Source organism: Leifsonia sp. L25, from assembly GCF_050632895.1.
The window spans coordinates 1,250,566-1,270,910 of the sequence record NZ_JBODRZ010000003.1; the positions used below are offsets into that span (position 1 = coordinate 1,250,566).

The following is a 20,345-nucleotide window of genomic DNA, read 5'->3' on the forward strand; positions in this document are numbered from 1 at the left end:
CGGCACCCGTGACCAGGCGCGCCGACTCGGACTTCCGGGAGGTCCGCCGCGCCTCCCGCACGGTCGGCCTCCAGCTCACGATCGCGTCCGGCGCGCTGGTCGTGGCGGCGATCGGGGTGGCTTTCTTCTTCGTGCTCTACCAGCTTCAGCCGAAGGAGCTTCAGGAGGCCCTGCGCCCCGGCGAGCACAAGATCTACATCGACACCGTGGACGCGATGATCGCGTTCGTCGTGGTGGGCGTGCTGGCGGTGATCGTCGCCGGCGTGCTCGCGGTCGTGGTCACCCGTCGCGCCGTACGGCCGCTCGGGGAGGCGCTCCGCCGGCAGCGGGACTTCGTCGCGGACGCCAGCCACGAACTGCGCACGCCGCTCGCGGTGCTGGACGCGCGCCTCCAGGTGCTGCAGCGCGGGCTCCCGGACGGCGACCCGTCGACGGCGACGGTGGCCGAGCTGCGCGACGACACGCGGACGCTGATCGAGGTCGTGAACGACCTGCTCCTCGCCGCGGACCCCGAGCGGGAGGGGGCTGCGGCGTCAGACGGGCCCGTGCCGCTGGCCGAGCCGGTGCGCCGGGCGGTCGACTCGCTCGGGGTGCTCGCGGAGCAGGCCGGGGTGACGGTGCGGCTGCAGGTGCGGGACGAGGTCGCGAGCGAGGTCCCGGCGACGACGCTGCAGCGCTGCGCGACGGCGCTGCTCGACAACGCCGTCTCCCACTCCCCGCCGGCGGTGTGGTGACCGCGACGATCCGGCGGGAGGGGCGCTCGGCGTACCTGACCGTGGCGGACCAGGGGCCCGGCATCCAGGGCATCGACCCGGCCCGGATCTTCGACCGGTTCGCGCGCGCCGCGCCCAGCGCGCCGACGGCCACCGGCCGCTCGCGCTCGGGCTTCGGGATCGGGCTCGCGCTCGTGCGGGAGGTCGCGGTGCGGCACGGCGGCGAGGTCCGCGTGGCCTCCACCGGCCCCGACGGCACCGCCCTCGAGTTGCGCCTTCCCGCCCGCTGACCCCGACGCACCCAGCCATCTCTTCCTCACTTTCTCCCGCTCCCGCCCGGCGTGTTGCGGGAGAAAGTGAGGAAGAGATAGCTGCTCGGCTAGTGGAGGGGGTGGTGGCGTTCAGGCGGGCGAGGAGCTCGGCGAGGCGGCCGACGTCGTCGGCGCCCCACTGGCGGAGGCTGCGGTAGAGCTGGGCCTGGTCGGCGGCTCGTGCCTCGTTGACGCGCTCGATCGCGGCGGGTGTCGCGACCAGGAAGCTCGCGCGGCGGTCGGCGGGGTCGGCCCGGCGCTCCACGAAGCCGAGCTCCTCCAGGATGCGCACCTGTCGGCTGACGACGCTCTTGTCGGTCGCGAGTTCGCCGGCGAGCGCGCCCGCGTGCACGGGGCCGGTCCGCACCAGCGTGTTCAGCAGCTTGAACCCGACCGGCTGGAGGTCGGGGTGCACGCGCGCGGACCGCTCGCGCATCCCGGCGCTCACCCGGTTGAAGAGGATGGTGAACTGCTCCTCGACGGATGCGATCGCCGCGTCCGCCGGGTCGGCCGGCGCCGACCCGGAACGGGCGACGCCGTGGTCCAGCGCCGCCCGCTCCGTGTTGTTCATGGCCGCGATCATAACGGGTCCCGTCAGCGTCGTTCCTGAGTGCCGATCGACGCGGTCGCCGGCGCCCCGATCAACGCCTCGGCGACCTCCACGACCGTCTCCTCGGCCTTCTCGGCAGCCGACTCCGGAGCCGCCGCGGTCGTCTTCTCGTCCAGCTGCTGGAGCGCCGTCTTCGTGCCGAGCTTCGTGTTCGGCAGCAGGAGGATCGCGACGATCGTCACGATCGCCAGCGGCACGGCCACCAGGAAGATGTCCGCCACCGCCTGGCCGTAGACCGCCTCGATGATGGTCCGGACGCCGACCGGCAGCGCGCCGACCTCGGGGAGCGTGCCGCTCTGCAGCGACTGCGCGACCTCCAAGCCCTTCTGGCCGAGCTTCGCGATGGCGACCTGGAGGTCGTGCTGCCGGTCGGCCATCAGGCCGGTGACCTTCGTGCCGAGGAGGCTGCCCATCACCGAGACGCCGATCGTGCCGCCGAGGCTGCGGAAGAACGCCACGTTCGAGCTCGCGGCCCCGAGCTGCTCGGGGCGCACCGTGTTCTGCACGATGAGCACCAGGTTCTGCATGACCATGCCGACGCCCGCGCCGAGGATCAGCATGAAGAGCGAGACCAGCATGTAGTTCGTGTCGTACTCGATGGTGCTCATGAGGTAGAGGCCGACCGTCAGCAGCACGGAGCCGGCGACCATGAACGCCTTCCACTTGCCGAACCGGCTGATCAGGTTGCCGACGATCGTCGACGACAGCAGCAGTCCGACGATCATGGGAAGTGTCAGCAGGCCCGACTCGGTCGGGGTCGCTCCGCGGGCGAGCTGCATGTACTGGCCGAGGAACACCGACGTGCCGAACATCGCGACACCCACCGAGATGGAGGCGATGACCGCGAGCGTGAAGGTGCGGTTCTTGAACAATGCCAGCGGGATGATCGGCTCCGTCACCACGAGCTCGGTGATCACGGTGGCGACGAGCAGCGCGAGGGCTCCGCCGACCATCCAGAACGTCTGGGCGCTCCACCAGTCGAACTGCGAGCCGGCCATGGTCACCCAGACGAGCAGCAGCGAGATGCCGCCGGCGAGGAAGATCGCGCCGAGGTAGTCGATTCGGACCTTGCGGGCCGGGCGCTTCGGGAGCCGGAGGGTGACCTGCAGCAGGATGATCGCGGCGACCGCGACGGGCACGCCGACGAAGAAGTTCCAGCGCCAGCCGACCGAGTCGGTGAGGAGGCCCCCGATGAGCGGGCCGCCGACCGTGCCCACGGCCATGATGCCGCCGAACAGGCCCATGTACCGGCCGCGGTCGCGTGGGCTGATGATGTCGGCCATGATGATCTGGCTCAGCGCGGTCAGACCGCCGGCGCCGAGGCCCTGCACCACGCGGAAGCCGATGAGCATGTCGGTGTTCTGCGAGAAACCGGCGAGCGCGGACCCGAGCACGAACAGCCCGAGCGCCAATTGGATGAGGATCTTGCGGTTGAACAGGTCGGCGAGCTTGCCCCAGATCGGCGTGGAGACCGTGGTCGCGAGCAGGGTGCTCGTCACCACCCAGGTGAATGCGGTCTGGTTGCCGCCCAGTTCGGAGATGATGCGCGGGAGCGAGGTCGACACGACCGTGCCCGCGAGGATCGAGACGAACATGCCGAGCAGCAGCCCGGACAGGGACTCGAGCACCTGCCGGTGCGACATGGCCGAGGCGGGGGCGTCCTCCCTCGTGGTGACAGTGGACATGTGATTCCTTCGCAATTGGTTGACAATAAGCAACCATATATAATTAGTGGACCATCGTCAACTAACAATCTGCATTGGTGTAAAATTTCCGAGTATGCAAACTTTGCCCACCATTCCCGAAGCGGCGGCGCCTGAGCCCGGGCTGCGCGAGCGCAAGAAGGCGCAGACCCGCGCCGACCTCGAGCGCGCCGCCGTCGAACTCGTACTCGACCGGGACCTGGATGACGTCACGGTCGACGACATCTGCGCGCGCGTCCCGGTCTCGCACCGGACCTTCTTCAACTACTTCGACAGCAAGGAGGACGCGCTCTTCGGCGTCCGCCGGGCGTGGGGCGACCGGGAACTGGTGGCAGCGCGGCTGCAGGAGGCGTACGACGGCAGCGTGGTCGCGGCCATCATCCAGACGCTGTTCCGGGTGCTCCCCGCCGAGACGGCCGACCCGGCGCTGCAGGAGGCACGCATGCTGATCGCCTCGCGCAACCCGGGGCTGATCCGGCGGCGGGTGCGGAGGCTGGACGACCTGAGGAACGGGGTGGTCGCGGCGGTGGCGGAGCTGATCGAAAGGGCCACGGGCGAGGCGCCCATCGCCGGGGTCCCGCTGGAGGCGCAGGCCGAGCTGCTCGTCGTGGCGTGCATCGGGGCGGTGCGGATCGCGGTGCGGGAATGGGCGGCGACCGGGGCGACCGGGGCGCCGGACGAGGTGTCGGCACGGGCGGTGGTGATCGCTCGGGCACTCGCGGGGCTGGCGGCTCGGTAGCGGAGGAGATCCGCGCGCCCTGATCCGAGAATCGCGGTCAGCGGAGGAGATCGTGGCGGGCGGGGGCGGCGTCCTCCGCCGTTCACCCTGGGCGGAGTTCGGCGAGGAGGACGCGGTCGTGGGCGTGGGTCCACCAGGCGTGCCGGGTCAGTGCGAGGCCCGCGGGGACGACGGCCTCGGCGAGGAGCTCGGGGGTGCGGAACCGCTCGTGGTGCGTGGGGTAGGGCGGCGGCTCGGCGCCCTGGTGACCTGCACCATGGGCGCCGCCGGCCACGGCAGCGCCCGCACGCCCGCCGTGCTGGGAGAGGTCCACCTCGCCGAAGGTCGCGGTGACGACGCGCCCTCCCGGCCGGAGCACGCGCACCCACTCCGCGATCGCGGCGTCGGCGTCCGGGAACAGGTGCACGCCCGTCGCGCACGTCACCAGATCGAACGCGTCATCCTCGAACGGGAGCACCGTCGCGTCGCCCTCGACCAGCGTGGCGCCCAGGAGCGCCGCGCGCGCGACCTCCACCATCCCGCCCGACAGGTCGATGCCGGTCAGCCGCAGCGCGCGGTCACGCGAGTGGAGCGCCCGCAGCACCAGGCCCGTCCCCGTGGCCACGTCGAGCACGTCCCGCACGCCATCGAGGTCGGCGAAGGCGGCAACGGCGGCGGCGAGGTCCCGGTGCATCTCGCTCCGGTCGTACTCCGCGGCCCGGCCGTCGAAGCGGGCACGCACCGCGGCGAGGAGGTCGTCCGTCATGGCGGGAGCCTACGCCCCCTACACTTGCTGCATGACAGCCCCCGCCCTCCTCGCCTTCGCGGGCCTCTGCGCGATCCTGGCGGTGACGCCGGGCCCCGACACCTTCCTCGTGCTGCGTTACAGCCTGGCGCGGCCGGGCGCCGGGCTCGCGGCGTCGGCGGGGTCTGCCGTGGGCTCGATGCTGTGGGCGCTCGCCGTCGCGCTCGGGCTGGCCGCGCTGCTGGAGCAGTCCGCCGAGGTCTACCGCGTCGTCAAGATCGCCGGCGGCCTCTACCTCCTCTACCTCGGCGTCGCCGCGCTCGTCGCCAGCCGCCGTCACGCCGCCCAGGGCCCGGAGGCGAGGGTACGGACGACCGCCCTCCACTCCGGCTTCCTCGCCGGGGTGCTGTCCACTGTGATGAACCCGAAGGTCGGCCTCTTCTTCCTCGCCATCGCGCCGCAGTTCGTGCCGCACGACGGCGCCGCGATCGGAAACACGCTCCTGCTGGGCGCGATCGACGCGGTCGTCGCCGCGGCCTACCTCACGGTGGTGGCGCTGCTTGCGTCGCGGGCGGTCCTCTGGCTCAAGCGGCCCTCGGTGACGAAGACGCTCGAGCGCATCTCGGCCGCGATCCTCGCCGCGCTCGGCATCGGGACGATCGCACTGAGCGCCACCGAATGAAGGTGCGGCTGTCCTGACAGGCTGACATCATCCACAAGGTGTACGGTTGTTCTGACATTTAGATCGACTTGTGGAGGACCCGGATGCAAGCCGAGTACCCGCTGCCCGTGGACCTGTTCGACAGCCTCGACAAGTCGAGTCCCGTGCCGCTCTACTACCAGCTCGCGACGGCGCTGGAGGCCGCGATCCGCTCTGAGACGGTTCCTCCGGGATCGCGGCTCGAGAACGAGATCTCGCTGGGCCACCGGCTCGGACTCTCGCGCCCCACCATCCGGCGTGCGTTGCAGGAGCTGGTCGACAAGGGACTCCTGGTCCGCCGCCGCGGCATCGGGACGCAGGTCGTGCACGGCCGGGTGACCCGCAACGTCGAGCTGACCAGCCTCTACGAAGACCTCGGCCAGTCCGGGCAGACGCCGACGACCCGCGTCATCTCGTACGAGATCGGGATCGCCGACGAGACCGCGGCGAGCGAGCTCGGTGTCCCGGTCGGCAACCCGGTGCTGGAGCTCACCCGGCTGCGGTCGGCGGATGGCGTGCCGCTGGCGATCCTCGAGAACACTCTGCCCGAGGACTTCATCGACATCTCGCGGGAAGACCTGGAGTCGCGCGGCCTCTACCAGCTTCTGAAGGCGCGCGGCGTGGCGATACGGGTCGCCAACCAGCGGATCGGCGCGCGCGCCGCGAACGCGAACGAGGCCGGTCTCCTGGAGATCCGTCGCGGGTCACCCCTGCTGACCATGTCGCGCACCGCATTCGACAACTCCGGCCGGGCCGTGGAGTTCGGGCGGCACGTGTACCGGCCCGACCTGTACTCGTTCGAGCTGACCCTCGTCGATCGCTGAGCCGCTCGCCGAAGGGCACGAAAACGCCCGCAAAACCGCGGTTCAGGGGCGTTTACGTGCCCTTCGGCGCTCGGGGTCAGGCGTAGAAGGCGGGGCGGGTGGGCGACTCGACGGAGACGGGGCCGGACTTGTCGAGCGCCCTCACGCCGGCCTCGCACGCGAGGGCGACGAGGTAGCCGTCCCACGCGTTCGGCCCGGCGATGAGCGAGCCGTCGCGGACCGCGTTCACCCACGCCTGCACCTGGGCGTCGTACGCGCGGGCGAACCGGGTCTTGAAGGTCGTGTGCTCGGCGATCGAGAACGCGGCGTCGGACCACCGCTGCAGTCCGGACGGCTGGCCGATCCGCGCGACGCCGGTCTGGAAGACCGCTTCGGCGCCGACCTGGTAGCCGAACTGCACGCTGACGTTCATCTCCACGTCGACCAGCACGCCGTTCTCCAGCTCGATGAGCACCAGGATGGGCTCGCGCAGCCGCTCGGGCGCGCGGTCGTTGCGCCGCGGGTACTTGACCTCGACGCTGCGGACGGGCGACCCGGCGAGCCACGGCATGACGTCGAACTCGTGCACGACGGAGTCGGTGATGAGCATCGACTGGGTGTAGCTGTCGGGCACCGACGGGTTGCGGTGCACGCCGCGGAGCATCAGCAGGTCCCCCGCGTCGCCACCGACGATGAGCTCGCGCAGTGCGCGGTACTCGTCGTCGAAGCGCCGCATGAAGCCGAGCTGGATGTGCGGGCGGTCGAGCTTCTGCTCCAGCTCCAGGATGCGCAGCGACGACGCGCTGTCCGGCGTCAGCGGCTTCTCGCACAGGATGGGGAGCTCGGCCTCGAGCGCGGGCACCAGGACGGGCTCGTGGAACTGGCCGGGCGTCGCGATGATGACGGCGTCGAGGGCGGACGCCTCCAGCGCGTCCTGGACGCTCGCGAACGCGGCTGCCCCCGGAGCAGCGGCCGCCGCGGCTTCCGCCCGGCCGGCATCCGGCTCCACGATCGCCGAGACGGTGGCTCCGCTGATCGTCCGGGTGATGCGCTGGATGTGGTCGGCGCCCATCTGCCCGGCGCCGACGACGCCGACGCGGAGGTCCTGGTTGGGGGTGGTCATACGGTGTGGCTCGATTCTGTGCGTGGCGGAGGGTGTCAGCGGGCAGAGGGTGTCAGCGGGCGGAGGGTGTCAGCGGGTGCGGGTCAGCGGCGAGCATCCGAAGATGTGCTGGCGGGTGCGGGTGGCGATGCCGAGCGGGACGTCGATGTCGATGCCGGGCATGTCCTGCTCGACGATCGCGAAGGTCTCCGGGTCGATGGCGGCGACAGCCTCGATGATCGGCGCGAAGTCCGGGATGCCGGCGGGCGGCTCGACCATCACGTCGATGGCGGCGTCCGCGAACGCGACATCGTTCTTGAGCACCTCGAAGCGCAGCTCCGGGTCGATCTGCTTGAGGTGCAGATATCCGATGCGCTCCGGGTGGTCCCTGATGAGTCTGAGGTTGTCGCCGCCGTAGTAGGCGAAGTGGCCGGTGTCCAGGCAGAGATTCACGTAGCGCGGATCGGTCTGCGCGAGGAGGCGCTCCACCTCGCGGTGCGTGCCGACGTGGGAGTCGGCGTGCGAGTGGAACTGCTGTCGGAGGCCGTATTCCTCCAGCAGCATACGACCGAGACGATCGTGGCCGGCGGCCAGCGCCTCCCACTGCTCGTCGGTCAGCGTGCGCGGCTCCAGCGTCTCGCCGGTGGCATCCGAACGCCAGAGGTCGGGGATGACGACGATGTGCTCGCCGCCGACCGCGCGGGTCAGCGCGGCGACCTTCTCCACCTGCTCGGCGGCGCGGTCCCACTGGTCGGCGCCCTTGTGGAAGCCGGTGAAGACGGTGCCGCCGCTGATCCGGAGGTCGCGCTTCGCGAGCTCGTCCAGGAGCTGCGCCGGGTCGGTCGGGAGGTAGCCGTACGGGCCGAGCTCGATCCAGTTGTAGCCCGCGGCCTGCGCTTCGTCCAGGAAGCGGTCCCACGGCGTCTGCCGCGGGTCGTCCGGGAACCACACGCCCCACGAGTCGGGCGCGGTGCCGATGCGGAGGCCGGAGGTGTGGGCCTCTGCAGGGCGGCGGTCGGTGGCGGTGTCGGTCATCGTCGTCCTTCGCTGGTCGTCGTGGTTCGGTGCGGCGCGCTCAGCCGAGCAGGGGCCGCTGCTGCTTCTGCTGTCGGAGGTAGTCGGTGCGGGCGGTCTGCGTGCTCTCCAGCTCGGAGACCTCCGCAACCGGGACGTCCCACCAGCCCTCGCCGTCCGGTGCGTACACGAACGGGTCGGAGTCGATGTGGATCAGTGTGGCGGTCGGGCTCGCCTTGGCCGACTTCACGGCCTCCTCCAGCCGGGCGGCGGCGTCCGGGCCGGGCGCGAGCTCGATCACGTCGATACCGAAGCTGCGCGCGTTGGCGGCCAGGTCGACGGGGAGGAAGTCGCCGCGCTCGAAGTTGAGCTCGGCCTCGTCGCGGTACCGGTAGCGGGTGCCGTAGCGCTGCGAGCCGACGGTCTCGGAGAGGTGGCCGATCGAGGCGTAGCCGTGATTCTGGATGAGCACGACGACGATCTTGATTCCCTCGGCGACCGCGGTAGCGAGCTCGGTGTGCAGCATCAGGTAGGAGCCGTCGCCCACCAGGACGATGACGTCGCGGTCGTCGCCGGCCGCCTCCAGCCCGCGCTTGACGCCCAGGCCGCCGGCGATCTCGTAGCCCATGCACGAGAAGGCATACTCGACGTGGTAGCCGAGCGGGTCACGCACCCGCCACAGCTTGTGGAGGTCACCGGGGAGGGAGCCGGCCGCCTGCACGACGACGTCGCGCGGGTCGGAGGCGCGTTGCACAGCCCCGACGATCTGCGGCTGTCCGATGAGCGGGGGCCGGCCCGTCGGGTCCGGATCGGCCGGGGCCAGCGCCTGGTCGGCCACCCGGTCCCATTCCGTCTTCTCCTCAGCGATCCAGGTCGCGTAGCCGGCGTGCACGGAGTACCCCGCCAGCGCGTCGATCAACGCGGCGAGGCCCTCCCGCGCGTCGGCGATCAGCGGGAGCTGCGAACCGTGCTTGTACGCGTCGAAAGGCGCGATGTTGAGGTTCACGAACCGCACGTCCGGGTTCTGGAAGACCGTACGGCTGGCCGTGGTGAAGTCGCTGTAGCGGGTGCCGACCCCGAGGACGAGGTCGGCCTGCGCCGTGATCCGGTTGGCGGCGGTTGTGCCGGTCGCACCGACGCCGCCGAGGTACTGCGGGTGGTCCCAGCTCAGCGACCCGCCGCCGGCCTGAGTGGTGCCGACCGGGATGCCTGTGACCTCCACGAACGCGCGCAGCACATCCTCCGCGCCCGAGTAGAGGACGCCGCCGCCGGCGACGACCACCGGGCGCTGTGCGCTCCGGATCGCGTCGACCGCGGCCTGGAGCGCCCAGCCCTCAGCGGCCGGACGGCGGACGTGCCACTCGCGCGGGGCCAGGAACTCCTCCGGCACGTCGAGCGCCTCGGCCTGCACGTCCTCCGGCAGCGCGATGGTCACCGCGCCCGTCTCGGCCGGGTCGGTCAGCACACGCATCGCCGCGAGCGCGATCGAGAAGAGCTGCTCCGGTCGCTGCACGCGATCGAAGAACCGCGACACCGGCCGGAACGCGTCCGTCACCTGGATGCCGAGGTCGTGCGGGTGCTCCAGCTGCTGCAGCACCGGGTCGGCGACGCGGGTCGCGAAGGTGTCCGACGGCAGCAGCAGGGCGGGGAGGCGGTTGGCGGTCGCGAGCGCGGCGCCGGTGATCATGTTCGCGGCGCCCGGCCCGACCGAGGCGGCCGACGCGAGCGTGGCTCGGCGGCGGTGGATGCGGGCGTAGCCGACCGCCTGGTGGACCATCGCCTGCTCGTTGCGCGCCTGGTAGTACGGCATCCGCGTCGGGTCCTGCACGTTCGCCTGCTTGAGCGCCTGGCCGAGGCCGGCGACGTTGCCGTGCCCGAAGATGCCGAGCATGCCGGGGATGGTCCGCTCGCGCGTGTCGCCGTCGACGGTCCACTGGTTGGCGAGGAACTCGACGAGGGCCTGGGCCACCGTCATCCTGCGGGTCGTCATCGGGCGGCTCCTTCGTTCGCGGTGGCGGTCGCGGCGGGGGCGGTCGCGGCGGGGGCGGTCGCGGCGGTGACTGTGGTCGCCGTGCTCGTCGCGTACGGGAGGCGCGGGTCCTGCTCGGCGCCCTCCCACGTGCTCCGCAGCCAGGTCTGGCGCGGGTCGTCGCTGATCAGCCAGGCGCGCTCCTCGCCTGGGCCCGCCATGACGTTGAGGTAGTAGAGGTCGTACTCCGGAGCCGCGACCGCGGGACCGTGGTACCCGAACGGCACGAGGGCGATGTCCCCCGTGCGGACGAGCGCGTTGGTCTCGATGTCGCCGGCCGCCGAGCGGTAGCTGGCGAAGCTGCCGAAAGCGTCCGCGGTGGGCGGCGCCGCGGCGCCGCGGACGGGAGCGGCCTCGAAGTAGTAGATCTCCTCCAGCCGGGACTCGTGCCCTGGCACGTCCTCGTCGTGCTTGTGGGCGGGATGCGACGACCAGTTGCCCGCGGGCGTGATGACCTCGCAGACGATCAGGGCGGCGGCGTCCAGAGCATCCGGAGTGCCGAAATTATGCACCTGTCGGGTGTCCCGGCCGGCCCCGCGCAGTTCGACCGGAACCTCGCTCCTGCCGATGTAGGCCGTCGGCTTGCGGACGCTGGTCGGCGCCTCCGCCACGGCGACCCGGCCGAACCCGCTGATCGTCAGCGCGTTGCCGGCGCCCACGTAGACCACGTCGGTCGGTCCGTCGAAGACGCTCGACCGCCCGGCGAGGTGGGTCGTCTCCCCCTCGTGCTCCACCGCGAACGACCCGGCCAGCGGGACGACGATGCGCTCGACGTCGCCGGCCTCCAGCTCGACCGCGTTGCCGGCGAGTTCGGCGACGCGGAGACCGGTGTGCTGCCAGCCGTCGAGCGAGTCGTCGACCACGGACTCCCACCAGCGGTCGCTGAGCGCGCCGCGCGGGAAGAACCATTCGTTCTGCTCTGCCATGCCCGGGTCCTCAGCTGTTCTGCGGGAAGCCGAGGTTGATGCCGCGGTTGTCCGCATGGTGCCGCGTCGCCGGGTCGAGCCAGCGGCTGGTGATCGCCTTCTCCCGGGTGAAGAAGTCGAAGCCGTGCACGCCGTACGCCTTGGCATCGCCGAACAGGGAGGCCTTCCAGCCGCCGAACGAGTGGTACGCGACCGGGACGGGGATCGGCACGTTAATGCCGATCATGCCGACCTGCACCTCGTTCTGGAAGCGCCGGGCCGCCCCGCCGTCGTTGGTGAAGATCGCGGTGCCGTTGCCGAACTGCCCCGAGTTGATCAGGTCCAGGCCCTCCTGGAAGGTCTGCACCCGCACCACGGACAGCACCGGCCCGAAGATCTCCTCGCGGTAGGCGGCGGAGGTCGTCGGGATGTTGTCGATCAGGGTCGGGCCGAAGAAGAAACCGTCCTCATGCCCCTCGACCGTGAAGCCGCGGCCGTCGACCACGATGTCCGCACCGTCGGCCTCGGCGATGTCGACGTAGCCGGACACCTTGTCGCGGTGCACACCGGTGATCAGCGGCCCCATGTCGGGTTCGCCCTGGCCGTCGCCCGCGCCGTTGCCGATGCGGAGCCGCCCGATGCGCTCGGTGATCTTTTCGATGAGGTCGTCCGCGACGGGCTCGACCGCGAGCACGACCGAGACGGCCATGCAGCGCTCCCCCGCCGCGCCGTACCCGGCGTTGACCGCCTGGTCGGCGACCAGGTCGAGGTCGGCGTCGGGCAGCACCAGCATGTGGTTCTTCGCACCGCCGAGCGCCTGGACGCGCTTGCCGTTCTTGGACGCCGTCTCGTAGATGTACTCCGCGATCGGGGTCGAGCCGACGAATGAGATGGACTGGACGACCGGGCTGTTCAGCAGGCCGTCGACGGCGAGCTTGTCGCCCTGCAGCACGGTGAACACGCCGTCCGGGAGGCCGGCCTCCTTCCACAGCCGCGCCAGCCAGAGGGCCGCAGACGGGTCCTTCTCGCTCGGCTTGAGGACCACGGCGTTGCCGGCCGCGATCGCAACGGGGAAGAACCACATCGGCACCATCGCCGGGAAGTTGAACGGCGAGATGATGCCCACGACGCCGAGCGGCTGCTTGAGCGAGTACACGTCGATGCCGGTCGAGGCGTTCTCGGAGTACGCGCCCTTGATGAGGTGCGGGAACCCGGTCGCCAGCTCCACGACCTCCTGACCGCGCAGGATCTCACCCATCGCGTCGGAGAGCACCTTGCCGTGCTCGGCCGTGATGATCGACGCCAGCTCGCCCTTGCGTGCGTTCAGCAGCTCGCGGAACGCGAAGAGCACCGACTGCCGCTTGGCGATCGAGTACTGCCCCCACACCTCGAAGCCGCGCTGCGCCGAAGCGATCGCCTCGTCGATCTCGGCCTGATCGGCCAGGGCGACGTTCGACGTCGCCACGCCGAGGGCCGGGTTGAAGACCGGAGCGGTGCGACCGCTCGCGGAGGGCCGCTCGGCCCCGTCGATCCAGTGCGGGATCGTCGGCAGCTCGCCCGCGGCGACGGCGGCGGTGGTGGTGGTGGTGTCGGTGGTGGCGTCGGTGCTGGTCATGATCGTGTTCCTTCGCGGTACTGCGTGCGGTGAGCGGGCCGGATCAGCGGCCGTGGACGAGGGAGGCGGCGATGTCGACCGCGTGGCCGACATCCCCGTCCTTCGGATAGAGGAGGGTACGCCCGACGACGAGCCCGTGCACGCCCGGGAGCGCCAGCGCGGCCTCCCACGACGCGAAGGTCTCCTCCGGCGCGGCGTCGGTGTCGCCGCCGAGCAGAAGCGTGGGCAGGGTCGTCGCCGCCATGACGCGCTCCATCTCGGGGACGACCGGCAGCTTGAGCCAGGTGTACGCAGACGAGGCGCCGAGGCCCGCGGCGATGGCCACCGACTGGATGACCGCGTTCGTGGTGAGGTCGTTCACGACGCGGCCGTCGTTCGACCGGCTCATGAACGGCTCGAGGAGGATCGGGAGCCGCGCCCGGGCCGCCGCGGTGACCGCGTTCGCGGTCGCTTCCAACGTGCGCGCCGTTCCGGCGTCCTCCAGGTTGACGCGGACGAGCAGCTTGGCCGCATCCACGCCGTCGCGCACCATCGCGTCGACGTCGTAGCCGGTGTAGCGGTCGTCCATCTCGAAGACGGCCCCACGGAGGCCGCCGCGGTTCATCGAGCCCACGGCGATCTTGTCGTCGAGGGCGCCGAGCAGCGCCAGGTCTTCGATGATGTCGGGGGTGCCGAGCACGCCGTCGACCCCCGGACGCGACAGCGCGAGCGCGAGCCGCTGGAGCAGGTCGTACCGGTCGGCCATCGCGATCGGGTCGTCGCCGACGCCGAGGGCGCCGCGCGCGGGGTGGTCGGCGGCGACGATGAAGAGACGGCCGTCGTCGCGGACCAGCGGGCGGCGGGTACGGGCGGAGAGCACGGTGGCGACATCGTCAGGGCTGGTGTGCCGGCGGCCACGGAGGCGCTCGAAGGCCGCCGCGTCGAGGATCGGAGCGGGGCCGGCGATCAGGTCAGCTGGGCACATTCTGGAGCTCCTTCAGCACCGATTCGACCTCGGCGGTCGTCGGCATGGCGGTGGAGCACTCGCGGCGCGTGGCGACGATGGCTCCGGCGATGTTGGCGAAGCGGATGACCCGCTCGAGCGGCCAGTCCTGCAGCAGGCCGTAGCAGAGCGCGCCGCCGAAGCCGTCGCCGGCGCCGAGGCCGTTGACGACCTCCACGAAGTAGGGCGGCACCTCCACCGTCTCTTCGCGCGTCTTGGCGAGCACACCGCGCGGACCCTGCTTGACGACGGCCAGCTCGACGCCGCGCTCGAGGAGGGCGTCGGCGGCGCGCATCGGCTCGGTCTCGCCCACCGCGATCTCGCACTCCTCGCGGTTGCCGACGGCGACCGTGACGTGGCCGAGCGCGCGCTCCACCTCGGCGGTCGCCGTCGCCCCGCTCGGCCAGAACATCGGCCGGTAGTCGAGGTCGAGGACGGTGAGCGGCCGGCGGCCCCGCGCCTCCCACGCCACATGGTGCGCGGTGCGGCTCGGGTCGCGGGAGAGCCCCGTCACTGTCGACCAGTAGATGCGCGCCCGGCTGATCGCGTCGAGGTCGAGGTCCTTCGCCGTGATGGCGAGATCCGGCGCGAGCGGGTCGCGGTAGAAGTACAGCGGGAAGTCGTCCGGCGGGAAGATCTCGCAGAAGGTCACCGGCGTCTTGAGGGTGCCGACGGTGCCGACGAACCGGTCGTCCACGCCGAGCCGGCGCAGCTCGCGGTGGGCGTAGCGGCCGAACGGGTCGTCGCCGGTGGCGGTGACGACGGCCGAGTGCAGGCCGTGGCGGGCGGCGGCGATCGACACGTTGGTCGCGCTGCCGCCGAGGAACTTGCCGAAGGTCTCGACGTCCTCCAGGCCCACCCCGTCTTGCAGCGGGTAGATGTCGACCCCGATGCGCCCGATGGTGATCAGGTCGAAGGGCTCCCTCTGCTCTGCCATGTCGTGGAACTCCTTCGCCGGGGTCGTGCTGTGTTCGCTGGTGACAGCCTACACCGTATGTTCTATCAAACTGACAAGCTTTCTGCCAGTATGAAAGCAATCGCTCGTCCTGAACCATCGGAGGACCCCATGCCCCTCGTCCGCATCGACCTGCAGGAAGGCCGCTCCGCAGCGGCCGTCCGCGACATCGCCGACGCCGTCCACGGCGCCATCGTGAGCGAGTACCGCATCCCCGTGCGCGACCGGTTCCAGATCGTCGGCGAGCGCCCGGCGGGCTCGATCATCGCAGAGGACGCCGGGCTCGGCTTCGACCGCACCGAGGGCGTGGTCGTCATCCAGATCTTCACGCAGCGCGGCCGCACGACCGAGGCCAAGCAGAGCCTGTTCGCCGAGATCGCGCGGCGACTCGGGACGGTCGGGGTCGCCGGGGAGGACGTCTTCATCGGTTACGTGGAGAACGGGCCGGAGGACTGGTCGTTCGGCTTCGGGAGGTCGCAGTACCTGACCGGGGAGCTCGCCGTGCCGAGCGCGGCGGTGGCGTGAGCCGAGCGCGGCGGTCGCGTGAGCCGAGCATCGGCGCCGGATCAGGGCGTCGCGACGCTCGCCTGCAGCGCCCGGATGAGCGACTGCGCGTCGTACGGGCCGACGTGACGGCGGCCGTTGATGAAGAAGGTCGGCACGGCGGTGATGTCCATCGCCTCCGCGTCGAGCATGTCGTCTCGCACGCGCGCCGCCACCTCCGGCGAGCTCAGGTCGGCCTCGAATCGCTCCAGGTCGAGTCCGAGCTCGGCGGCGCGGCGCAGGATGTCCGACGGGAGCTGGTGCTCCTGGTCGGCGAACAGGCTCCGCTCGAACTCGAAGAACTCGCCCTGCCGGGCCGCGGCCTCCGACGCCTCCGCCGCAGCGAGCGCGTTGGGGTGGAACCGGGTCAGCGGGGCGTGCCGCCACACGTAGCGGAGGTCGTCGCCGAGGACCTCGCGCACCTCGCCCACCGATCCGGTCGCCTTGAGGCAGAACCCGCACTGGAAGTCGCCGTACTCCACGATCGTGAACGGCGCGTCGGCGTCGCCGAAGACGTGGTCGCGTTTCGGGTCGACCGGGCGCACGAGGGTGAGGCCCATCTCCTCCTTGGGCCGGCGCAGGTCCGAGAGGCGGAAGACGATCGTCGCGACGACGAACGCGATCACCGTCGCCGCCAGGACGCCGACCCGAGCGGCGTTCTGGGCGCCCTCCTCCGGGATGGCGAGGTCCACGATGAAGAGCGAGATGGTGAAGCCGATCCCGCACAGGGCGGCGCCCCCGGCCAGCCGGTCCACCGTGAGGCCCGGGCCGAACTCGCCGATGCGGAGCGCCCGCAGCAGCACGGTGGAGCCGAACACGCCCACGAACTTGCCGACCACGAGCCCGGCGACCACGCCCCACGCCAGCGGCGAGACGACCGCGCCGACCAGGATGTCGCCGTTCAGCCGCACGCCCGCGTTGGCGAGCGCGAACAGCGGCAGCACCACGTATGCGACGTACGGCGACCACGCCGACTGCAGCCGCTCGTTGATCGAGATGGATTCCCGGAGGCTGTTCGCCGCCGCACGCGCGTACTCGGTGTTCGGTGACTGCCGGAACGTCCGGGCGAGGTCGAGCGCGTGCTCCACGTCCCTCCGGTTGGGCCGGTACACCGGGATGAGCAGCGCGATCGCGACCCCGGCGAGGGTGGGGTGCACGCCCGAGGCCAGGAACGCCAGCCAGATGATGACCGCCAGCGTCGCATAGACCGGCCCGCGGCCGCCGCGGAGGTAGCGCGTGAAGTAGACGCCCACCAGCCCGACCGCCGCGACGATCAGCGGCACCGGGTTGAAGTCCTTCGTGTAGACCAGCGCGATGATGCTCAGCGCGCCGATGTCGTCCACCACGGCGAGCGCGAGCAGGAACACCCGCAACCGGCCGACCGCGCGCGGCCCGATCAGGGCGAGGCCGCCGACCAGGAACGCCGTGTCGGTCGAGATCACGACGCCCCAGGCGTTCGCATGCCCGGTCCCCATCGCGAACAGCACGAAGATGACCGCGGGCACCGCCAGCCCGAAGATCGCGGCGACGACGGGGACGACGGCGCGCGACCAGCTGGTCAGCTCCCCGATCGCGAACTCGCGCCGCACCTCCAGGCCCACGGTGAAGAAGAAGATCGCCATGAGCGCGTCGTTGACGAGCGCGTGCAACGTGAAGTCGAGGTGGAGGTCGCCCACCCCGAGCGTGAGGTGCGTCTCCCAGAAGTGCTCGTAGCCGGCGAATGAGATGTTCGCCCACACGATGGCGACGAGCGTCGCGAGGAGCAGGAGGAGCGCGCCGATCCGGCTGCGCCCCATCGCCCGGAACCGCTCGGCCAGGGTGGGCCGGCGGTCGCGGGACGCGCCGACGGCCTCCGGATCCGGCGAGCGCTGGATCAGGGTCAGGTTCGTCATGGTCCATCTCAGCGCGTTCGGCGCGAGAACGCCAGACCCTGGGGGCGAGTGAGGACCGTGTGGTGGAGGACTCTGGAAATCGAACCAGACAAGTCGCCCCGATAGGCGAGTCCCCCGCGGACTACTACACCTTACGCGCTCGAGCGCGTGGCCGCGGTCTCTCCTCCGCCGTGTCGGCCAGCGCGCCCAGCAGCCGCAGCTTCTCCGCGTCGGCCTCGGTGGCGGCGTGGTAGAGAACGAGCACGATGCCGTCGGTGCCGGTTACCTGCAGCTTCTCGCGGTGCACGGCGAGCGGCCCGACCTGGGGATGCTGGAACGCGAAGGTCGCTCCCTGGCGCTCGCGGACGTCGTGGCGGCTCCACAGCCTCCGGAACACCGGGCTCGCGATCGACAGCTCGCCGACCAGCTCGACCACGCGCGCGTCGTCGGCGTCGGCACCGACCGAGCGCCGGAAACCCGCGATCAGCACGGCCGAGGCGGCCTCCCAGTCGGGGAAGAGGGCCTGCTCGGCGGGGTCGAGGAAGACGTCGCGCATCCGGTTGCGGCCGGGGACCAGCCGCGGCGAGAGCGCGGACGCGAGGGAGTTCGCGGCGAGCACGTCGAGGTAGCGGCCCTCCACGAACGCGGGGAACGGAAGCTGCGGCACGAGGGCGGCCAGGCTCTCGGGGAGGGTCTCGGCCCGCGGTCGGCGTGGCCGTCGCGGCGCGCGGTCGCTGTCCGGCAGCCCGAGCAGGTAGGAGGTCGCCTCGTCGTCAAGCTGAAGCACGCGGGCGATCGACCGCAGCACCTGCCCGGACGGGTTGCGGTCGCGGCCCTGCTCCAGCCGCAGGTAGTACTCGGCGCTGATGCCGGACAGCATCGCGACCTCCTCGCGGCGGAGCCCCGCCACCCGGCGCGTGCCGAGCACGGGGATGCCGACGCTCTCGGGCGAGACGAGCTCGCGGCGCGCGCGGAGGAACTCCCCCAGCAGGTTGCCCGGCACGTCGGTCTCCACGTTCATGCGGTCCACGCTACGCGGACCCGGACCTTCGAGGCTGTCCCTCCCACTACCAGTGTGGTTAGGGGCTGGCTGCCTCGAGCGTGTGGAGGAACCATCGAAGGGTCAGCACCCGATCAACCGAAAGGACCGAGCATGGCCGACCAGCGCATCCTCGTCACCGGCGGCTCCGGCTTCATCGCCGGGCACATCATCCTCCAGCTCCTCGGCAGCGGCCACGAGGTCCGCGCCACCATCCGCTCGCTCGGCCGCGAGGACGCCGCGCGCGCCGCCCTGGCCGAGGCCGGGATGACCGACGGCGATGCGCTGCGCTTCGTCGCGGCCGACCTCCTGGACGACGCCGGGTGGGCGGACGCGATGGACGGCGTCGACGCGGTCCTGCACGTCGCCTCCCCTGTGCACGTGGGGCCGGTGGAGGACGAGGACGAGGTGATCGTGCCGGCGCGGGAGGGCACGCTCCGGGTGCTCGGCGCCGCTCAGAACGCCAGGGTGCCGCGCGTCGTGCTCACCTCCGCCTTCCACGCGGTCGGGTTCGGCCATCCCCCGCTCGGCCGCGCGTTCACCGAGGCCGACTGGTCGCCGCTCGACGGGCCGGGGATGGACGCCTACGGGCGCAGCAAGGTGCTCGCCGAGCGCGCGGCGTGGGAGCTGCTCGCCGGCGGCCCCACCGAACTCGTCACGCTGCTCCCCGTCGCGGTCGTCGGGCCGCTGATCGGCACCGGCATCTCCGGGGCGAACCACCTGGTCCGGCGCGTGCTCACGGGCGAGCTGCCCGCGTACCCGGACTTCGCCGTCCCGTTCGTGGACGTGCGCGATGTCGCCGCGGCGCACGTCGCGGCGATCACCGCGGAGGGTGCAGCGGGCGAGCGCTTCCTGCTGGCGTCGCAGGAGGACGCGGTACCGCTGGCGGAGGTCGGCGCCGTGCTGCGGGACGCACTCGGCGAGCGCGCGAGCCGCGTGCCTCCGGCGACGGCGCTGCTCCCCGACGCGGCGGTGCGCTCGGCGGCGGAGGCGAACCCGGGGATGCGTCCGCTGGCGGCCGAGCTCGGGTACCGGAAGAAGGTGTCGAGCGAGAAGGCGCGGCGCGCGCTGGGGTTCCGCCCTCGGCCATGGGAGGAGGCGGTGACCGCGGCGGCCGAAAGCATGCTCGCCACAGGCCTGGCCTGACGTCAAGGAGGACGTCAACGGCCTTTTCCCGCGGTTTCAGGGGCGTTTACATGCCTTACGGCGTTCTCGGGTCTGCGAGGAGTGCGGCGTAGAGCTGCTGCGTCGCGGCGCTCGGCGAGATGCCGAGCTCCTCGCGGAGCAGCGAGCGCAGTCCGCCGTAGACCGCGACCGCAGCCCCGGCATCGCCCTGCCGGCGGAGGGCGCGCATCAGCACCTGGTAGCCGGTCTCGCGCAGCGGCGCGACCGCGACCAGGCGGCGGCCCGCCCGTACCGCGGCCGGAAGCTCCGTGCCGCCCATCTCCAGGGCCGCCACGGCGTAGGCCTCCAGCGCGCGCACCAGGATGTCCGCGAGCACGCCACGCTCCTCCTCGATCCAGCCGGCGTCCTCGCCAGGCAGGAACTCCCGCTGCGCCACGAGCATCGCGCCGATCGCGGGCCCCCAGGCTGCGGCCCAGTGCCCGAGCGCGACCTGCGACTCGGCGCGGTGGACGGCCTGCTCGGCCCACTCGACGTCCACGTGGGCGTCCTCCCCCAGCGCCAGCCGCAGCGCCGAGCGGCCCTCCAGCGCGTCCGGGCCGAGCAGCCGCCGCAGCTTGGACACCAGCGGGTTCAGCCCCGCGCCGTGCTGTTCGAGCGCGCCCGGCCAGACGGCCTCGGCCAGCTCCTCGCGTGTGCACGGCCGATGCCGGTTGAGCACGAGGTACACGAACAGCAGCCGACCCTGCCGGCCGGGGAGGCCGGCCTCCAGCCGCTCACCAGCACGCTCGAGGTGCAGGGTCCCGCAGAGCTGCACCCGGACCCCACCGGACGCCAAGGTCATGACAACATTCTGCCAACGGCC

The 20,345-nt window shown here is 71.7% G+C and carries 19 protein-coding genes and 1 pseudogene; 7 read left to right on the forward strand and 13 right to left on the reverse strand.

What is annotated here, in order from left to right; translation table 11 throughout:
- The first annotated feature begins 8 nt into the window (after positions 1 to 8).
- Both ACRAWC_RS09995 and ACRAWC_RS10000 read left to right on the forward strand, forming a co-directional pair.
- Complete coding sequence (locus ACRAWC_RS09995) at positions 9 to 734, forward strand: histidine kinase dimerization/phospho-acceptor domain-containing protein (RefSeq protein WP_431347580.1); 726 nt, start codon at positions 9 to 11, stop codon at positions 732 to 734.
- Entirely contained in the window at positions 731 to 1,003 is a 273-nt protein-coding gene (locus ACRAWC_RS10000) for a sensor histidine kinase (RefSeq protein ID WP_431347581.1), read from the forward strand. The genes ACRAWC_RS09995 and ACRAWC_RS10000 overlap by 4 nt, the downstream gene beginning before the upstream one ends.
- 262 nt (positions 1,004 to 1,265) lie before the next feature.
- On the opposite strand, the pseudogene ACRAWC_RS10005 reads toward ACRAWC_RS10000, so the two are convergent.
- Positions 1,266 to 1,607 (reverse strand): annotated as a pseudogene (locus ACRAWC_RS10005) (MarR family winged helix-turn-helix transcriptional regulator); the annotation flags it as partial.
- 11 nt (positions 1,608 to 1,618) lie between these two features.
- Positions 1,619 to 3,277 carry an MDR family MFS transporter gene (locus ACRAWC_RS10010; RefSeq protein WP_431349414.1) on the reverse strand — a complete coding sequence of 553 codons (1,659 nt, stop codon included), beginning with the start codon at positions 3,275 to 3,277 and terminating at the stop codon, positions 1,619 to 1,621.
- A gap of 136 nt (positions 3,278 to 3,413) precedes the next feature.
- Between ACRAWC_RS10010 and ACRAWC_RS10015 the strand changes: the two genes are divergently transcribed.
- A complete protein-coding gene (locus tag ACRAWC_RS10015; RefSeq protein ID WP_431347582.1) occupies positions 3,414 to 4,076 on the forward strand; it encodes a TetR/AcrR family transcriptional regulator in 663 nt (220 codons plus the stop codon).
- A gap of 82 nt (positions 4,077 to 4,158) precedes the next feature.
- Here the strand turns inward: ACRAWC_RS10015 and ACRAWC_RS10020 are convergent, their stop codons facing one another.
- The gene (locus ACRAWC_RS10020; protein ID WP_431347583.1) at positions 4,159 to 4,821 is read right to left on the reverse strand and encodes a class I SAM-dependent methyltransferase; all 663 of its coding nucleotides are present in this window, start codon (positions 4,819 to 4,821) and stop codon (positions 4,159 to 4,161) included.
- A 31-nt stretch (positions 4,822 to 4,852) separates the two neighbouring features.
- On the opposite strand from ACRAWC_RS10020, the gene ACRAWC_RS10025 reads away from it, so the two are divergent.
- Together ACRAWC_RS10025 and ACRAWC_RS10030 are read left to right on the forward strand one after the other, a co-directional pair.
- Positions 4,853 to 5,482 (forward strand): LysE family translocator, encoded by a 630-nt coding sequence (locus ACRAWC_RS10025; RefSeq protein ID WP_431347584.1) that lies wholly within the window; start codon positions 4,853 to 4,855, stop codon positions 5,480 to 5,482.
- Positions 5,483 to 5,565: 83 nt separating this feature from the next.
- Complete coding sequence (locus ACRAWC_RS10030) at positions 5,566 to 6,324, forward strand: GntR family transcriptional regulator (protein ID WP_431347585.1); 759 nt, start codon at positions 5,566 to 5,568, stop codon at positions 6,322 to 6,324.
- Between the two features lie 76 nt (positions 6,325 to 6,400).
- Here ACRAWC_RS10030 and ACRAWC_RS10035 read toward each other — a convergent pair whose 3' ends face one another.
- From ACRAWC_RS10035 to iolC, 7 genes are all read right to left on the reverse strand, one after another.
- Positions 6,401 to 7,426, reverse strand: a complete 1,026-nt coding sequence (locus tag ACRAWC_RS10035; protein ID WP_431347586.1) for a Gfo/Idh/MocA family protein — start codon at positions 7,424 to 7,426, stop codon at positions 6,401 to 6,403.
- Between the two features lie 69 nt (positions 7,427 to 7,495).
- Entirely contained in the window at positions 7,496 to 8,440 is a 945-nt protein-coding gene (locus ACRAWC_RS10040; protein ID WP_431347587.1) for a sugar phosphate isomerase/epimerase family protein, read from the reverse strand.
- A 40-nt stretch (positions 8,441 to 8,480) separates the two neighbouring features.
- Positions 8,481 to 10,409: a 3D-(3,5/4)-trihydroxycyclohexane-1,2-dione acylhydrolase (decyclizing) gene (gene iolD, locus ACRAWC_RS10045; RefSeq protein ID WP_431347588.1), complete on the reverse strand. Its 1,929-nt coding sequence runs from the start codon at positions 10,407 to 10,409 to the stop codon at positions 8,481 to 8,483.
- A complete protein-coding gene (gene iolB / locus ACRAWC_RS10050) occupies positions 10,406 to 11,374 on the reverse strand; it encodes a 5-deoxy-glucuronate isomerase (protein WP_431347589.1) in 969 nt (322 codons plus the stop codon). Before iolB ends, iolD begins: the two co-directional genes overlap by 4 nt.
- Before the next feature lie 10 nt (positions 11,375 to 11,384).
- Positions 11,385 to 12,968, reverse strand: coding sequence for a CoA-acylating methylmalonate-semialdehyde dehydrogenase (locus ACRAWC_RS10055; protein ID WP_431347590.1), 1,584 nt, complete (start codon positions 12,966 to 12,968; stop codon positions 11,385 to 11,387).
- A gap of 43 nt (positions 12,969 to 13,011) precedes the next feature.
- Positions 13,012 to 13,932 carry a class I fructose-bisphosphate aldolase gene (locus tag ACRAWC_RS10060; protein WP_431347591.1) on the reverse strand — a complete coding sequence of 307 codons (921 nt, stop codon included), beginning with the start codon at positions 13,930 to 13,932 and terminating at the stop codon, positions 13,012 to 13,014.
- The gene (gene iolC / locus ACRAWC_RS10065; RefSeq protein WP_431347592.1) at positions 13,919 to 14,887 is read right to left on the reverse strand and encodes a 5-dehydro-2-deoxygluconokinase; all 969 of its coding nucleotides are present in this window, start codon (positions 14,885 to 14,887) and stop codon (positions 13,919 to 13,921) included. The genes ACRAWC_RS10060 and iolC overlap by 14 nt, the downstream gene beginning before the upstream one ends.
- A 129-nt stretch (positions 14,888 to 15,016) precedes the next feature.
- Between iolC and ACRAWC_RS10070 the strand changes: the two genes are divergently transcribed.
- Complete coding sequence (locus ACRAWC_RS10070; RefSeq protein ID WP_431347593.1) at positions 15,017 to 15,430, forward strand: tautomerase family protein; 414 nt, start codon at positions 15,017 to 15,019, stop codon at positions 15,428 to 15,430.
- A gap of 41 nt (positions 15,431 to 15,471) precedes the next feature.
- Here the strand turns inward: ACRAWC_RS10070 and nhaA are convergent, their stop codons facing one another.
- The gene (gene nhaA / locus ACRAWC_RS10075; protein WP_431347594.1) at positions 15,472 to 17,340 is read right to left on the reverse strand and encodes a Na+/H+ antiporter NhaA; all 1,869 of its coding nucleotides are present in this window, start codon (positions 17,338 to 17,340) and stop codon (positions 15,472 to 15,474) included.
- 124 nt (positions 17,341 to 17,464) lie between these two features.
- On the reverse strand, positions 17,465 to 18,340 hold the full coding sequence (locus ACRAWC_RS10080) for a helix-turn-helix domain-containing protein (RefSeq protein WP_431347595.1): 876 nt from the start codon (positions 18,338 to 18,340) through the stop codon (positions 17,465 to 17,467).
- Positions 18,341 to 18,472: 132 nt separating this feature from the next.
- Between ACRAWC_RS10080 and ACRAWC_RS10085 the strand changes: the two genes are divergently transcribed.
- A complete protein-coding gene (locus ACRAWC_RS10085; RefSeq protein ID WP_431347596.1) occupies positions 18,473 to 19,504 on the forward strand; it encodes an NAD-dependent epimerase/dehydratase family protein in 1,032 nt (343 codons plus the stop codon).
- Positions 19,505 to 19,559: 55 nt separating this feature from the next.
- Here ACRAWC_RS10085 and ACRAWC_RS10090 read toward each other — a convergent pair whose 3' ends face one another.
- Positions 19,560 to 20,324: an AfsR/SARP family transcriptional regulator gene (locus tag ACRAWC_RS10090; protein WP_431347597.1), complete on the reverse strand. Its 765-nt coding sequence runs from the start codon at positions 20,322 to 20,324 to the stop codon at positions 19,560 to 19,562.
- Positions 20,325 to 20,345: the final 21 nt, after the last annotated feature.

Coding starts and splice junctions, on each gene's coding strand:
- nhaA (WP_431347594.1), bottom strand. CDS start 17,340: ATGACGAACCTGACCCTGATCCAGCGCTCGCCGGATCCGGAGGCCGTC.
- iolB (WP_431347589.1), bottom strand. CDS start 11,374: ATGGCAGAGCAGAACGAATGGTTCTTCCCGCGCGGCGCGCTCAGCGAC.
- ACRAWC_RS10060 (WP_431347591.1), bottom strand. CDS start 13,932: ATGTGCCCAGCTGACCTGATCGCCGGCCCCGCTCCGATCCTCGACGCG.
- ACRAWC_RS10070 (WP_431347593.1), top strand. CDS start 15,017: ATGCCCCTCGTCCGCATCGACCTGCAGGAAGGCCGCTCCGCAGCGGCC.
- ACRAWC_RS10030 (WP_431347585.1), top strand. CDS start 5,566: ATGCAAGCCGAGTACCCGCTGCCCGTGGACCTGTTCGACAGCCTCGAC.
- ACRAWC_RS10015 (WP_431347582.1), top strand. CDS start 3,414: ATGCAAACTTTGCCCACCATTCCCGAAGCGGCGGCGCCTGAGCCCGGG.
- ACRAWC_RS10090 (WP_431347597.1), bottom strand. CDS start 20,324: ATGACCTTGGCGTCCGGTGGGGTCCGGGTGCAGCTCTGCGGGACCCTG.
- ACRAWC_RS10040 (WP_431347587.1), bottom strand. CDS start 8,440: ATGACCGACACCGCCACCGACCGCCGCCCTGCAGAGGCCCACACCTCC.
- ACRAWC_RS10085 (WP_431347596.1), top strand. CDS start 18,473: ATGGCCGACCAGCGCATCCTCGTCACCGGCGGCTCCGGCTTCATCGCC.
- iolC (WP_431347592.1), bottom strand. CDS start 14,887: ATGGCAGAGCAGAGGGAGCCCTTCGACCTGATCACCATCGGGCGCATC.
- ACRAWC_RS10055 (WP_431347590.1), bottom strand. CDS start 12,968: ATGACCAGCACCGACGCCACCACCGACACCACCACCACCACCGCCGCC.
- ACRAWC_RS10010 (WP_431349414.1), bottom strand. CDS start 3,277: ATGTCGCACCGGCAGGTGCTCGAGTCCCTGTCCGGGCTGCTGCTCGGC.
- ACRAWC_RS10080 (WP_431347595.1), bottom strand. CDS start 18,340: ATGAACGTGGAGACCGACGTGCCGGGCAACCTGCTGGGGGAGTTCCTC.
- ACRAWC_RS10035 (WP_431347586.1), bottom strand. CDS start 7,426: ATGACCACCCCCAACCAGGACCTCCGCGTCGGCGTCGTCGGCGCCGGG.
- ACRAWC_RS10025 (WP_431347584.1), top strand. CDS start 4,853: ATGACAGCCCCCGCCCTCCTCGCCTTCGCGGGCCTCTGCGCGATCCTG.
- ACRAWC_RS10020 (WP_431347583.1), bottom strand. CDS start 4,821: ATGACGGACGACCTCCTCGCCGCGGTGCGTGCCCGCTTCGACGGCCGG.
- iolD (WP_431347588.1), bottom strand. CDS start 10,409: ATGACGACCCGCAGGATGACGGTGGCCCAGGCCCTCGTCGAGTTCCTC.